At 65.4% G+C, this 13,677-nt stretch carries 11 protein-coding genes; 8 read left to right on the top strand and 3 right to left on the bottom strand.

The features are described 5' to 3' along the window. Positions 1-289 precede the first annotated feature (289 nt). From ACXJMY_RS09890 to ACXJMY_RS09920, 7 genes are all read left to right on the top strand, one after another. Positions 290-955, top strand: coding sequence for a hypothetical protein (locus tag ACXJMY_RS09890; protein ID WP_456619132.1), 666 nt, complete (start codon positions 290-292; stop codon positions 953-955). Between the two features lie 126 nt (positions 956-1,081). After that, positions 1,082-1,861, top strand: a complete 780-nt coding sequence (locus ACXJMY_RS09895) for an enoyl-CoA hydratase (RefSeq protein ID WP_456619133.1) — start codon at positions 1,082-1,084, stop codon at positions 1,859-1,861. Between the two features lie 247 nt (positions 1,862-2,108). Next, the gene (locus ACXJMY_RS09900; RefSeq protein ID WP_456619134.1) at positions 2,109-3,506 is read left to right on the top strand and encodes a TolC family outer membrane protein; all 1,398 of its coding nucleotides are present in this window, start codon (positions 2,109-2,111) and stop codon (positions 3,504-3,506) included. 103 nt (positions 3,507-3,609) lie between these two features. Beyond that, positions 3,610-4,578 (top strand): alpha/beta fold hydrolase, encoded by a 969-nt coding sequence (locus tag ACXJMY_RS09905; protein WP_456619135.1) that lies wholly within the window; start codon positions 3,610-3,612, stop codon positions 4,576-4,578. Positions 4,579-4,612: 34 nt separating this feature from the next. Next, the gene (locus ACXJMY_RS09910) at positions 4,613-5,032 is read left to right on the top strand and encodes a hypothetical protein (RefSeq protein ID WP_456619136.1); all 420 of its coding nucleotides are present in this window, start codon (positions 4,613-4,615) and stop codon (positions 5,030-5,032) included. Further along, positions 5,025-6,125, top strand: coding sequence for a hypothetical protein (locus tag ACXJMY_RS09915; protein ID WP_456619137.1), 1,101 nt, complete (start codon positions 5,025-5,027; stop codon positions 6,123-6,125). The genes ACXJMY_RS09910 and ACXJMY_RS09915 overlap by 8 nt, the downstream gene beginning before the upstream one ends. Next, the gene (locus tag ACXJMY_RS09920; RefSeq protein WP_456619138.1) at positions 6,103-6,441 is read left to right on the top strand and encodes a hypothetical protein; all 339 of its coding nucleotides are present in this window, start codon (positions 6,103-6,105) and stop codon (positions 6,439-6,441) included. The genes ACXJMY_RS09915 and ACXJMY_RS09920 overlap by 23 nt, the downstream gene beginning before the upstream one ends. Positions 6,442-6,493: 52 nt before the next feature. Here ACXJMY_RS09920 and ACXJMY_RS09925 read toward each other — a convergent pair whose 3' ends face one another. After that, the gene (locus tag ACXJMY_RS09925; protein ID WP_456619139.1) at positions 6,494-8,092 is read right to left on the bottom strand and encodes an FAD-binding oxidoreductase; all 1,599 of its coding nucleotides are present in this window, start codon (positions 8,090-8,092) and stop codon (positions 6,494-6,496) included. A gap of 204 nt (positions 8,093-8,296) precedes the next feature. Here ACXJMY_RS09925 and ACXJMY_RS09930 point away from each other — a divergent pair, with 204 nt between their 5' ends. After that, positions 8,297-9,259, top strand: a complete 963-nt coding sequence (locus tag ACXJMY_RS09930) for an amidohydrolase family protein (protein WP_456619140.1) — start codon at positions 8,297-8,299, stop codon at positions 9,257-9,259. Between the two features lie 5 nt (positions 9,260-9,264). Here the strand turns inward: ACXJMY_RS09930 and ACXJMY_RS09935 are convergent, their stop codons facing one another. Beyond that, the gene (locus ACXJMY_RS09935; RefSeq protein ID WP_456619141.1) at positions 9,265-12,381 is read right to left on the bottom strand and encodes an efflux RND transporter permease subunit; all 3,117 of its coding nucleotides are present in this window, start codon (positions 12,379-12,381) and stop codon (positions 9,265-9,267) included. 36 nt (positions 12,382-12,417) lie between these two features. Further along, positions 12,418-13,662, bottom strand: coding sequence for an efflux RND transporter periplasmic adaptor subunit (locus ACXJMY_RS09940; RefSeq protein ID WP_456619142.1), 1,245 nt, complete (start codon positions 13,660-13,662; stop codon positions 12,418-12,420). Positions 13,663-13,677 lie beyond the last annotated feature (15 nt).

Genomic DNA, 13,677 nt, shown 5'->3' on the forward strand with positions numbered 1-13,677 from the left:
CGCGCTCCTACACGGCAATTCGGCCGCTCTTTCAATTTGTTACGCCGGCGCCGCAGCGATCACGAAGTTGTGATCAAAACGCAGCCCGAAGACTCCGGTCCGGCCATAAAGCCCGGGAGGCTCATAACATCGATCGGTCCGACTCGCATCCGGTGGCTGCGGGCGCGGCCCCTGGTTTGCCCCGCTTTTGCCCGGTCTTGCCCGAAGATTCCCCTTTTTTGCCCCGCTGTCGTCATGCACCGGGGTCTCTGTTCGCTCCCGGGATGGCGCAATCGGGGAGATCGTCAACATGTTGAAAGCCAGCAGGCGTGCGGCATTGCTTCTTCTGGCCGCGGTATTCGTGCTGTTCGGGGGCGCTGCGCAGGCGGCGCCAAGCTCGGCCGCCAATTCGAAGACGGATGGCGCGACCAAGCAAGCGGAAACGGACAAGTCCGGCAAGCAGCGCCGCCACTATTCTCATCGTGGCAGCAGCAGCAAGACGGCGCAGAAATCCTCCGACGGCAAGGCGGACAAGGACGTGACGGCAAAGGCCGACGACGCCAAGGCCGCTAACGACGCGCCGGCCTCCAGCCAGATGCCGCCGGTAGTCGCCAATGCCAATGCGCAGCTCGCGGCCGCCGACACGGCGACCGCGGCGGCGGCCTCCGCGATGACCGGCCGCGCCAACGACAATTTGCAGGCCGCGGCCGATAATACCGCCACCTCCGGCGCCGAGAGCCAGGTGGTCGCGCCCGACCAGCTCAACGATATCGATCGCGCCGCCCTGCAACAGGACAATCCGTCCGCCCGGCCCGCGGTCGTTGCCGCAACCGACGCGCAGCCGCGGCCGGCGCCGGTGATGGCGAGCAGCCAGCAGAACTCGGCCTGGGACCAGAGCTCCCTGATCGGCAAGATCTTCATCGGCGTCGGCACGGTGCTGACGCTGGCCTCCGCCGCACGCATGTTCATGGCCTGATTGACGGCCTGACAACCAGTTCCCTCGGGGCGCGCGGCTCGCGCGTCCCTGCGGGGCGTTCGGCCCTCTTGAAGCCCACCGCGCCAGCGGGCAGATTGCCCGCTCAATCAAATGCGTGGGTGGAGCATGAGCACGTTCGAACACATCATCGTCGAAGGCAAAGGCGCGGTCGGCATCATCAAGCTGAACCGGCCGAAGATGCTCAATGCGCTCTCCTTCGGCGTCTTCCGCGAGATCGCGGCGGCCGTCGACGATCTGGAGGCCGATGACGCGATCGGCTGCATCGTCGTGACCGGCAGCGAGAAGGCCTTTGCCGCCGGCGCCGACATCAAGGAGATGCAGCCGAAGGGCTTCATCGACATGTTCTCCGAGGACTTTGCCGCGATCGGCGGCGACCGGATCGCGCGCTGCCGCAAGCCGACCATTGCCGCGGTCGCGGGCTATGCGCTTGGCGGCGGCTGCGAGCTCGCCATGATGTGCGATTTCATCATCGCCGCCGACACCGCCAAATTCGGCCAGCCCGAAATCACGCTCGGCACCATCCCGGGCATCGGCGGCACCCAGCGCCTGACGCGCGCGATCGGCAAGTCCAAGGCGATGGACCTCTGCCTCACCGGCCGCATGATGGATGCAGCCGAAGCCGAGCGAAGCGGCCTGGTCAGCCGCATCGTGCCCGCGGACACGCTCATGGACGAGGTGATGGCGGCGGCCGAGAAGATCGCCGCGATGTCGCGGCCCGCGGTCGCGATGGCCAAGGAAGCGGTCAACCGCGCCTTCGAGACCACGCTCGCCGAGGGCATGAGCGTCGAGCGCAACCTGTTCCACTCGACCTTCGCGCTGGAAGACCGCTCCGAGGGCATGGCCGCGTTCATCGAGAAGCGCAAGCCGGTGAACAAGAACCGGTGAGGCAAGCGCCCGCAAGACAAGCTGGCAGGACAAGCTGGTAAGGCTGCTGTAAGGCTCTGACGCCTCGCCGCAGCATTCCTGTGACGAAGCTGCAACAAGCACGGAATAGATGGGGGTTTTCCCCGCGGCAGTTTGCCTGCGGGACCCGCGCTGGTTAAACAGTTAAGAGGGCCACCGTCGGCGGGGGCGGACAGCCGGGATTTTGCGGGATTACATGATTGGGCGTGCCGCCAGAGCTGGCCGCGTGATGACGCGGTATCGATCGGGCGTGGGTCCTGTGTTGACGACATGGACCGCGCTGGCGCTCGCTTGCGCGCTGCCCGCTGCGGCATGGGCGGAAGCCCTGCCCGAGGCGCTGGCCAAGGCCTACCAGACCAACCCGCAGCTCAATGCCGAGCGTGCGCGGCAGCGCGCCACCGACGAGAACGTGCCGCAGGCGCTCGCCGGCTACCGGCCGCAGATCGTGGCAAGCCTCAGCGCCGGCCTGCAATCGGTGCGCAATCTGCTGCCCGACAACACCATCCAGACCGCGAATCTGAAGCCATGGATCATCGGCGTCACCGTGACGCAGACCCTGTTCAACGGCTTCCGCACCGCCAACAACGTGCGCGCCGCCGAGCTCCAGGTGCAGTCGGGCCGCGAGGCGCTGCGCAATGTCGGCCAGGGCGTGCTGCTCGACGCGGTGACCGCCTACACCAACGTGCTGGCCAACCAGTCGCTGGTCGAGGCGCAGCGCTCCAACGTCGCCTTCCTGCGCGAGACGCTTGCCGTGACCCAGCGCCGCCTCAACGCCGGCGACGTCACGCCGACCGACAGCGCCCAGGCCGAGGCGCGGCTCAGCCGCGGGCTTGCCGACCTCAATGCCGCCGAAGTCGCGCTCGCGGTGAGCCAGGCGACCTACGCCCAGGTGATCGGCAATGCCCCGTCGCAGCTTCGGCCCGCCGAGGTCGTCGACCGCTATCTGCCGAAGAGTCGCGACGATGCGCTGACCATGGCGATCCGCCAGCATCCGGCGGTGATGGCGGCAGGCTTCGACGTCGACGTCGCCTCCACCAACATCCGCGTCGCCGAAGGCGCGCTGCTGCCGAGCGCCAGCGTCCAGGGCAGCGCCAGCAAGAGCCGCAACAACGACCCGACGCTCGGGACCTTCGCCGAGGACCAGGCCTCGGTCGTCGCCAATGTCACCGTGCCGATCTATGACGGCGGCCAGGCGGCGGCGCAGACCCGGCAGGCCAAGGAAATCACGGCGCAGAGCCGGCTCGTGCTCGACCAGGTCCGCAACCAGGCGCGCACGGCGGCGACCAGCGCCTGGGTTGCCAATGAGGGCGCCAAGATCGCGGTCTCGGCCTCGGAGTCCGAGGTGAAGGCGGCAACGGTCGCGCTCCAGGGCGTGCAGCGCGAGGCCGCGGGCGGGCAGCGCACGACGGTCGACGTGCTGAACTCGCAGGCCGACCTGATCCAGGCCAAGGCCCGCCTGATCGGCGCGCTGCGCGACCGCGTCATCGCCTCCTACACGCTGCTCAGCGCCGTCGGCCATCTCGACGTCAAGACCTTGAGCCTGAACACGCCGGACTATCTGCCCGAGGTGCACTACCAGCAGGTCCGCGACGCCTGGCACGGCCTGCGCACGCCGTCGGGGCAGTGATTCATTAACTGCACCGGCAGCGCGTTGGTCCTTGCTACTGTCCCGCTGGTCAACCTCCGCTAGAGTGGCAGCCAGATATTCGCGTCGGTCTGCCGAGGACCATTTGATCGCCAAAATTCTTCGCGGCGCAGCCAAGCTGGGCCTTGTTGTCTTGTTGCTGATCGTCGCCGCGGTCGCTGCGTTTCGAATTGCGGCGGCGGCTCGTGAAACGGCTGGCCGCGGCGATCTCGCACCGTCGACCGGGCACCTGGTTGCAACGCGCTCCGGCGACGTCTTCGTGCAGGAGAAGGGACCGGCGACAGGCACGCCCGTCGTGCTGTTTCACGGCACCGCCGCCTGGAGCGAGTTGTGGCGGGCGACGACCGACGCGCTCGCAGCCGCCGGGTACCACGTCATCGCGTTGGACCTCCCGCCCTTTGGCTTCTCCGATCGTCCGGGCAACTACACGCGACAAGACCAGGCCGAACGGGTGAACGACGTGCTGGCGCGGCTCAACGCGCGGCCTGCCATCATCGTCGGCCATTCCTTCGGCGCAGGAGCTGCAACCGAGCTTGTGCTGCGCTTTCCGGATCGAGCCCGCGCGCTCGTGCTGGTCGATGCGGCGCTCGGGCTGACGGCCACGCCGTCGGATGCGCCGGCGCTGCTGCATCCAAAATGGCTGCGCGAAGTGCTGGTGTCGCTCACCGTCACCAATCCCTTCGCGACGAAGATGCTGCTGAAGTCGCTGATCGCGAAAAAGGATCGCGCGCTACCCGAATATGTCGAGATCCTCCAGCGCCCGCTCTCCCGGCAGAACAGCACATCCGACATTGCTGATTGGCTGTATTATTTCGTGGGCTCCGATCGCGCCGCCCAAAGCGCGGACCGCAGCGCCTATGCACGCCTGAAACAACCCGTCGCCATCCTCTGGGGCGAGCTGGATACGGTGACGCCGCTCGAACAGGGGCGCGATTTGAACGTGTTGCTGCCGCAGGCGCACTTAACCCTGCTACCCGGGCTCGGTCACATTCCGCAGATCGAGGATTCCCAAATCTTCAACGATACCCTGCTCAAGGCCCTCGCAACACTCTAGACTTGGCGAGATTCGAGACGCGACCGGAGGGACCATGGACATCATCAGATTGTGCGCCTTTGGCTACGCCGCGCTGCTCGGATTCGTGATCCTGACCGGCTACATCCCCGCCTTCATCGACCAGAACGACATGATCTTCGGCCTATTCCGCCGCACCTGGTATGCCGACGGCCTGCATCTCGTCTCCGCGCTCTGGGCGCTGACCGCGGCGCTGTCCTCGCGGCGCGCCTCCGAGCTGTTCTTCCAGCTGTTCGGCGCGTTCTATTTCGCCGACGGCGTGCTCGGCCTGCTCACCGGGAGCGGCTATCTCGACTTCGGCATCCTCATCAACGGCGTGCTCAACCTGCCGCTCGCAACGCGCATCTTCGCCAACGCGCCGCATCTGGGCCTGGGCGGCGTCGCCATCCTGATCGGCTTTCTGCTGGCACCGCGCACGCGCCCTGCCCATGCTTAAGCGCCTGCGCCGCATCGTCCTGGCGCTGATCGCGCTGATCGCCTTCGCGATCCTGGTGCCCCTCGCCTATATCGAGGGGACCTGCCAGCCCGCCGCGCAGGCGGCATCATCCGCAACAGCGCCGGTGGCGCTGCCACCGATCACGGAGAAGGGCTATCGCCGTCCGCCGGACAACACCTATTTCACCTTCCCGGAGTGGTACATCGTCTATTCCTTCGAGGACTTCGGCCGCTTCCTCGATCATTCCAGCGAAAGCCAGTTCGGCTATCTCCGCCACATCCTCGGCTTCTGGCAGAGCTTCTGCACCATCAACCGCGCCGTGCCGCCGGCCACGGAGTCCCGCTTCGACGTCAAGATGATGATCTACGTCATCGGGATCAGCTACTCCACCGAATACGCGATCAAGGGACTTTACGAAAACACGGTCGGCCGCGTCTTCGAATGGATCCGCGGCGACAGGCTGACGCCGCAGGATGAATATGCCCGTGCGGTGCTCCAGGACTACGCCGCCTTCCTCTACACCGTGCCCTGGTTCAAATATCCGTTCCGCGACAAGCTCGACGGTCTCGGGGCGATCCCGGCGCCGACGCCGAGCCGGCTGCGCACATGGGAGCGCGACTTCGCGCTCGGCAGCGAATATTTTCTCAAGATCGGCTATGCGCATGCGATCCAGTCCGCGCTCGACGCTGCCAATGACGACGAGCCGCGCGATATCATGTTCGTGGTGGCGACATTGCCGCCGGACGTGCTGGCGGCCGAGCCGCGCATCACACCGGTCCGTGCGCTGTCGGCGGATTGGCAGCTGGTGCAGGCGCCGCGCTACAAGGCGCTGACGGAAATCCTGGGCAAGCTTCTCGACGGCGGCCATCGCCTGGCCGAGATCGCCGGCAATCACGACATCCTCATCACCGTGATCGCGCCGAAGGATGCGAAGCTCGACATCGCCGATACCACGGCGCTGTTTTCGCTCGATCTCGATGCCAGGCCGGGCTTCCGCCGGGCCGGCCTCAGGGCTAGGATCGACCGCCTGGTCGAGATCAAGCGCGCGTTGACGGCGAAGGGAGTGAGCCTTGAGCACTTCTACGACTATTAGCCGAACAGGATTGCGGCCGCTCGGCAGGATCGCAATTGCGGTCACGCTCGTCGTCGCCGGCTGGCTCACACTCGTCGTCGTGCTCACCTTCGGCGCCTCGCCGGGCCGCTCGCTTGCCGTGATCGGCCCGCAGGCTGAGGCCATCGCCGCTGTCGCCAGGGCCAATGGCCGGGTGCTGGCGTCGAGCGGCTACGTTACGATCGCACGCTCCGATGCCGCCGACTTCGTCAGCCGGCTGTACACGGCGGGCGCCCTGCTCGTGCTCGATGCCGAGCAGGCCGGCGGCTGCAACGGGCTCGCGCCGAAGCGAAGCTGACGCCGCCGCCGGCTTGCTTCACCTCTCCCGCTTGCGGGAGAGGGAGCGCACCTTACGACGCGTATTTCTGGTACATCGTATTGGTGAACAGCCCGGCCGGATCGTATTTGCGCTTGGCGGCGAAGAAGTCGTCGATCTGCGGATAGGACTTCTTGAGCTGGTCGCGCGAGTAATAGAGCTGATACGGCAGGAAGAAGCGGCCCTGATTGGCGATGGTGAGGTCGATCAGCTCTTCTGTCGTCTTCTTCATGCGGCGGTTGCCCTCATCGTCCGTCGGCTGGTTGATGTAGAGCACCAGCGAGAACGCCGGCTCCGGCGCATAGGTCAGGAAGTTGTCCTCCTTGTGCACGATGCGGACCGAGGCGTTGAGCAAATTGGTGTTGTTGGCGAGCATGATCTTGCGCATGCCGTCGACGAAGGCCGTGAAGTTTTTGCGCGGGATGAAGTATTCGTGGAGGATGTCGGTTTCCTCCGGCAATGCGTTGCGCAGGTAGGGCACGGAATCGTGCATGGGATCGTTGCGGCTGACGAGGCAGGCTTCGCCCGAGGCGATCGCCTGCGCCCGCGTCACCGTGCAGGTCTCCATGCGGTGTTCGATGTGCTTCTCCGAGAGCCATTTCAGCTCCTGGAAGAACGGACCCTGCTTGGACAGGTTGATGGTCAGCCGCCGCAGCTTGGTGCCGCTGACCTCGCCGAGCGGCTGGCGCTTGAAGTCGGCGCCGTCGGCTTTGGTGTAAGTGTAGAGCAGCATTTCCTGGAGGAAGCTGCTCGGCGCGGTCGACAGATGTCCGTACATCAGGCCGATATTGCCGTCCTTCTCGATCTCGCCGGCGAACAGCGCGGGAAAGGTCTTGTAGTCCAGCACGCGCCGCCCGGTCTGGTAGACCGTGTTGTCGGCAATATCGAGCTCGGCCTCGACGATGACGCCGAACAGGCCGTAGCCGCCGACCACGAGGTTGAACAGCTCCGTATTCTCGGTTGAAGAGACATTCTTGATCGAACCGTCGGCGAGCATCACCTTCATAGCCTTGATCGAGCGGGCCAGCGCGCCGGCCTGATGATCCATGCCGTGGGCATTGACCGAGATCGAGCCGCCGACGCTGAAGATGTCGGTCGACTGCATGGCGCGCACCGCAAAGCGCGGATGCAGCGCGATCTGGATGTCGTGCCACGTCGCGCCGGGCTGTACGGTGACGCTGTGCGCCGCCTCGTTGAGCGCGATGCGGTTGAAGCCGCGCATGTCCAGCACGATGCCGCCCTTGCGGAATGCCTGCCCGCCCATGGAATGGCGCACGCCGGCCGTCGTCACCGGCAGCTTGTTGTCGCGGGCAAAGGCCAGCGTCCTGGCGATATCGTCGACGCTGTGCACCTCGACCACGCCGTAGATCTCGGTGCGGTTGAGACAACTCGCATCATTGATGCTGCCGCCGAGCTGCGACCATTTTACGCCCTGGAGCGGGGCAATCGCCCTCACCTTGTCCAGGTCGATCTTGCCTTTTTCGCCGATATCGTCCGCGGCCCGGCAATCCTTCGGCCCGGTCGGATCGGCCGCCAGCGCCTGGAGCTTGCGGAAGCCGTAGACGCCGAACAGGGCGACCAGGACGGCCGCGGCCGATAAGCCTGCTTTGAATTTGCCAAAGGATTTTTGCATAAGGTGATTCCGGTGGGACGGCGATGATCCGGGTGCGCGGATCATTAGTCAAACCGGATACGCGCCGGTTCAATGCCCTGCTCTCGCCGACGATCCCTGAAGAGCTCCTGGCAGCGCTCACCAGCCATGCAGCGGCCGGACGAAGATGCCCCCCGGGGACGTGATATTCTGCCACGACAGAACAATGATGCAGGGAGAGAACCCGTGCTCAACCGACGCAGCGTCCTGCTTGCCTCCCTCGCCGCCGGAGTAGCCATGACCAACAAAGCCCACGCCAAGGCGTCGCAGCCCGCGACGCCGGTCAATTTCGACATGCCGGCCCATGCCTGCGACTGCCACACGCATATCCACGGCGATCCCGAAAGGTTTCCGTTCTTCGCCGGGCGCGTCTATACGCCGGAGCCGGCCTCGCCGGAGGAGATGGCCGCGCTGCACAAGGCATTGCATATCGAGCGCGTGGTGATCGTGACGCCGAGCGTCTACGGCACCGACAATTCCTCCAGCTTGTTCGGCATGAAGGCGCGTGGCGCGACCGCGCGCGGGGTGGCCGTGATCGACGACAAGACCACGGAGGCCCAGCTCGATGCGATGCAGCAGGAGGGTTTTCGCGGCATCCGCATCAATCTCGCGACCGACGGCATCGGCGACCCCAATGTCGGACGCGCCCGCTTCACCGCCGCCGTGGAACGCATGACGGCGCGCGGCTGGCACGTGCAGCTCTACACGACGCTGCCGATGATCACGGCGATCAAGGACCTCGTCCTCGCCGCACCGGTGCCGGCCGTGTTCGACCATTTCGGCGGCCTCGAGGCCCCGCTCGGAGTGGAGCAGCCGGGATTTGCCGACCTGGTCGCGCTCGTCAAATCCGGCAAGGCCTATGTGAAGATTTCCGGCGCCTATCGCTCGTCAAAGCTCGCGCCGGACTACCAGGACATGGTGCCCTATGCGCGGGCGCTGATCGCGGCGAATGCGGACCGTATCGTCTGGGGCACCGACTGGCCGCATCCGGATTCCGCCCAGGTGCCCGGACGCAAGGCCACCGACATCGCGCCGTTCTACCCGATCGACGACGGCCGGCTGCTCAACCAGCTCCCGGTGTGGGCGCCGGATGCGGATGTGCGCAGGAAGATCCTGGTCGACAATCCGGCGCGACTCTACGGATTCTGAYGGCCTTATCGCGCGCGGCGGGAGAAGAAGGAGATCAGCACCGGCAGCGTCACCAGGATCACGACCGGCGCCAGCATCATGCCGGTGACGACGACGACCGCGAGCGGCTTCTGCACCTGCGAGCCGATGCCCTCCGACAGCGCGGCCGGCAGCAGGCCGACACCGGCGACGACGCAGGTCATCAGCACGGGCCGAAGCTGCAATTCGCCGGTGCGGATCACCGCGCTCACGCGATCCATGCCTTCGTCGATCAGCTGGTTGAACTGCGACAGGATGATGATGCCGTCCATCACGGCGATGCCGAACAGCGCGATGAAGCCGATCGCCGCCGAGACGCTGAACGCCGTGCCGGTGATCAGGAGACCCAGCACGCCGCCGAAGATCGCCATCGGAATCACGCTCATGGCGAGCAGCGTGTCGGTCATCGAGCCGAAATTGAACCAGAGCAGGACGCCGATCAGCGCCAGCGAGATCGGCACCACGACCGACAAGCGCCGGATCGCGTCCTGAAGGTTGCCGAACTCACCGACCCAGTCCATGTGCGCACCGGGCGGCAACTGCACCTGGGCGGCGATCTTCTGCTGCGCCTCGCGGATCGCGCTGCCGAGGTCGCGCTCGCGCACCGAGAATTTGATCGGCAGATAGCGCTCCTGCTGCTCGCGATAGATGTAGGCCGCACCGGAGACGAGGCTGATGCTGGCGACCTCGCTCAGGGGAATCTGCGTGACGGTGCCGTTCGGTCCGGGCGCGCCGATCCTCAGGTTCTGGATCGCCTCCGCGCTCCTGCGGAATTCCGGCGCAAGGCGGACGATGATCGGGAAATGACGGTCGCTTCCCGCCTCATAGATGTCGCCCGCGGTGTCGCCGCCGATCGCGACCTTGATGGTGGCGTTGATGTCGCCGGGCGCGAGCCCATAGCGCGCGGCCTTGGCGCGGTCGATGTCGATCTGGATGGTCGGCTGCCCGAGCGAGGTGAACACCGCGAGGTCGGTCACGCCCTGCACCGTCGCCAGCACCGACTTGATCTTGTTGGCGGTATCGGTGAGCGCCTGGAGATCGCTGCCGAACAGCTTGATCGAATTCTCGCCCTTCACGCCGGAGACGGCTTCGGAGACGTTGTCCTGGAGGTACTGCGAGAAGTTGAATTCGACGCCGGGGAAGCGGTCGTCGAGCTGCTTCAGCAGTTGCGCGGTCAGCTCCTCCTTGTCGTGGGTGCCGGGCCACTGGCTCGCGGGCTTCAGTGGCGCGAAGAACTCGGCGTTGAAGAAGCCGGCCGCGTCGGTGCCGTCGTCGGGGCGGCCGTGCTGCGACACCACGGATTCCACTTCGGGCCGGGCGCGGATCAGCTTGCGCATCTCGTTGACGTAGGTGTTGCCTTCCTGGAGCGAGATGGTCGGCGGCAGCGTGGCACGGATCCAGAGATTGCCCTCTTCCAGCTTCGGCAGGAATTCGAGGCCGAGCAGCCGGCTGAGCGCCACCGTCATCAGCACGAGACCGACGGCGCCGCCGAGCATGATGCCGCGGTTGGCGACCGCCCAATTCAGCACCGGCATGTAGATCCGGTGCAGGATCAGCATGACCTTCGTCTCGGTCTCCTCGACATGCGCGGGCAGGATGATCGCGGACAGCGCCGGGGTGACCGTGAATGTCGCAAGCAGCCCGCCGGCGAGCGCATAGGCATAGGTCCGCGCCATCGGCCCGAAGATGTTGCCCTCGACGCCGGACAGCGTGAACAGCGGCAGGAACGCCGCGATGATGATCGCCGCGGCAAAGAAGATCGAGCGCGACACGTCGGCGGCGGCGCTGAGGATGGCGTGGCTCTTCATGCCGAACAGCGTCTCGTTCGACATATGCTCGGTTTCCGACACCGGCGTGGTCTGCGTCAGGCGGCGGAAGATGGCTTCCACCATGATGACGGTGGCGTCGACGATGAGGCCGAAATCGATCGCACCGACCGACAGGAGGTTTGCCGATTCCCCGCGCAACACCAGGATGATCACGGCAAAGAACAGCGCGAACGGAATCGTGGCGCCGACGATCAGCGCGCTGCGCAGATCCCCGAGGAACATCCATTGCAACAGCACGATCAGGAGGATGCCGACCACCATGTTGTGCAGCACGGTGTGGGTGGTGAGCTCAATCAGGTCCCCGCGATCGTAGATGCGCTCGATGCGCACGCCGGGCGGCAGGATGCTGGAGTTGTTGATGGTTTGAACGAGCTGGTGGACGCGCTTGATGGTTGGCGAGCTCTGCTCACCGCGGCGCATCAGGACGATGCCCTGCACGATGTCGTCGGAATCGTCGAGGCCGGCAATGCCGAGACGGGGTTTTTGACCGACAGTGACGGTGGCGACGTCCTTGACCAGCACCGGATTGCCGTTGGTCTGCGAGACCATGGTGTTGGCGAGGTCGTCGATGGAACGGATCAGGCCGACGCCGCGGACCACGGCCGATTGCTGGCCGATATTGACGGTGTTGCCCCCGACATTGACGTTGGAATTGCTGACCGCCTGGAGCAATTGCGGCAGCGTCAGGCCGTTGGCGACGAGCTTGTTGAAGTCGACCTGGAGCTCGTAGGTCTTGCTCTTGCCGCCCCAGCCGGTGACGTCGATGACGCCGGGCACGGCGCGGAAGCGGCGCTGGAGGATCCAGTCCTGGATGGTCTTGAGGTCGAGCACGCTGTAGTTCGGCGGACCGACGAGGCGGTAGCGGAAGATTTCGCCGATCGGGCTGAGCGGCGAGATCTGCGGCTGCACATTGCCCGGCAGCGGCGCGAGCTGCGCCAGGCGGTTCAAGACCTGCTGCTGCGCCTCGTCATAGGTGTAGGCGAAGGAGAACTGGAGCTTGATGTCGGAGAGGCCGTAGAGCGAGATGGTGCGGATGGTCGTGAGGTTCTTCAGACCTGCGACCTGGGTCTCGATCGGGATCGTGATGTAGCGCTCGATCTCCTCCGCCGACAGCCCGGGGCTCTGCGTCACGATGTCGACCATCGGCGGGGTCGGGTCGGGATAGGCCTCGATGTTGAGCTGGTTGAACGCGATCAGGCCGCCGATCAGCACGGCGACGAACATCCCGACCATCAGGAAGCGCCGGTTGACGGCAAGGGCGACGAGGCGATCCATTCAGGTCTTCAGTTGTCTTGTTTTTTGGGTCGTCGATCAGCTGCCGGACGCCGCGCGGTCGATGAACAGGCTGCCCTTGGTGACGACCTGCTCGCCGGGTTGCAGGTTGCTGGTCACCTCGACGAGGTTGCCATTGATGAGCCCGATCTTGATCTGGCGCAGCTCGACCGACTTGTCCTCGCGCGCGACCCAGATGCGGACCTGGTCGGCTTCGTAGATCAGCGCCTGCTTCGGCACCGCGGGTGCCGCGCGGTCGCCTGCGGAGTAGATCGTGACGTTGGCGAACATCTCCGGCTTGAGCAGTCCGTCCTTGTTGTCGATGGTGGCGCGGACGAGGAGACGGCGGGTGCTGGGGTCGATTGCCGTGGCGACGTAGTTGATCTTGGCGGTCAGCGGATGGCCGGGCAGCGCCATCACGTTGACGGTGATGTCCTGCCCGATGCACACGGAGGCGGCGTCGCTTTCGCGCACGAAGGCGGTGAGCCAGACCGAGGAGAGATCGCCGATCACGAAGACCGGATCGCTGGCGCCGGAATTGACGTACTGGCCCGGACCGATCTTGCGCTGCACGACCGTACCGGCGATCGGCGAGTAGATCGTGACCTCCGGATTGATGGTGCCCTTGTCCTGGAACGCCTTGATGGTCTCGTCGGTGAAGCCGAGGATGCGCAGCTTGTTGCGCGCGGCCTCCAGCGCCGTCGCCGAGGAGCGCATGTCGTTCTGCGCCTGGACCTGGGTCGCTTCGGCCTGCTGATAATCTTTCAGCGGAATGGCGTGGCCTTCGTAGAGATCCTTGGCGCGTTTGAACTGGATGTCGGCGAGATCGACCGCCGACTTCGCCTTGTTCTGCGAGGTCATCGCCGTGATGAAATCGTTCTGCGCCTGCACGGTGTCGGCGGCTTCGATTGTGAACAGCGGTTGACCCTGCTTCAGGCTCTCACCCGGCTTGGCGAGCAACTTGGTCACCCGTCCCGCATAGGGCGAGAACACCGGCGTCGAGCGGTCCTCGTCGACCGCGACCTTGCCCTCGGTGACATATTCGGCCCGGAAGGTCTTGGCCTTGACCGGCTCGATCCTCAGCGTCGCCCATTCGGACGGCGTCGGCGTGAAATTCTGCGCATTCCTGCGCGACTGGCTGGAGACTTCGGAGTGGCTCTTCTCCTTGGCCCCGGCACGCAGGAAGCCATAGGCCCCGGCGCCGGCGAGCGCCAGTAGAACTACGGATGTGATCATCCGTTGTTTTGTAAACACCTGCAATCGCTCGGTATTTTCAACTACCATGGGGCCCGGTCAGGT

The sequence above is a fragment of the Bradyrhizobium sp. P5_C12 genome, assembly GCF_054049735.1.

Coding starts and splice junctions, on each gene's coding strand:
- ACXJMY_RS09935 (WP_456619141.1), bottom strand. CDS start 12,381: ATGGATCGCCTCGTCGCCCTTGCCGTCAACCGGCGCTTCCTGATGGTC.
- ACXJMY_RS09890 (WP_456619132.1), top strand. CDS start 290: ATGTTGAAAGCCAGCAGGCGTGCGGCATTGCTTCTTCTGGCCGCGGTA.
- ACXJMY_RS09940 (WP_456619142.1), bottom strand. CDS start 13,662: ATGGTAGTTGAAAATACCGAGCGATTGCAGGTGTTTACAAAACAACGG.
- ACXJMY_RS09895 (WP_456619133.1), top strand. CDS start 1,082: ATGAGCACGTTCGAACACATCATCGTCGAAGGCAAAGGCGCGGTCGGC.
- ACXJMY_RS09915 (WP_456619137.1), top strand. CDS start 5,025: ATGCTTAAGCGCCTGCGCCGCATCGTCCTGGCGCTGATCGCGCTGATC.
- ACXJMY_RS09910 (WP_456619136.1), top strand. CDS start 4,613: ATGGACATCATCAGATTGTGCGCCTTTGGCTACGCCGCGCTGCTCGGA.
- ACXJMY_RS09900 (WP_456619134.1), top strand. CDS start 2,109: ATGACGCGGTATCGATCGGGCGTGGGTCCTGTGTTGACGACATGGACC.
- ACXJMY_RS09925 (WP_456619139.1), bottom strand. CDS start 8,092: ATGCAAAAATCCTTTGGCAAATTCAAAGCAGGCTTATCGGCCGCGGCC.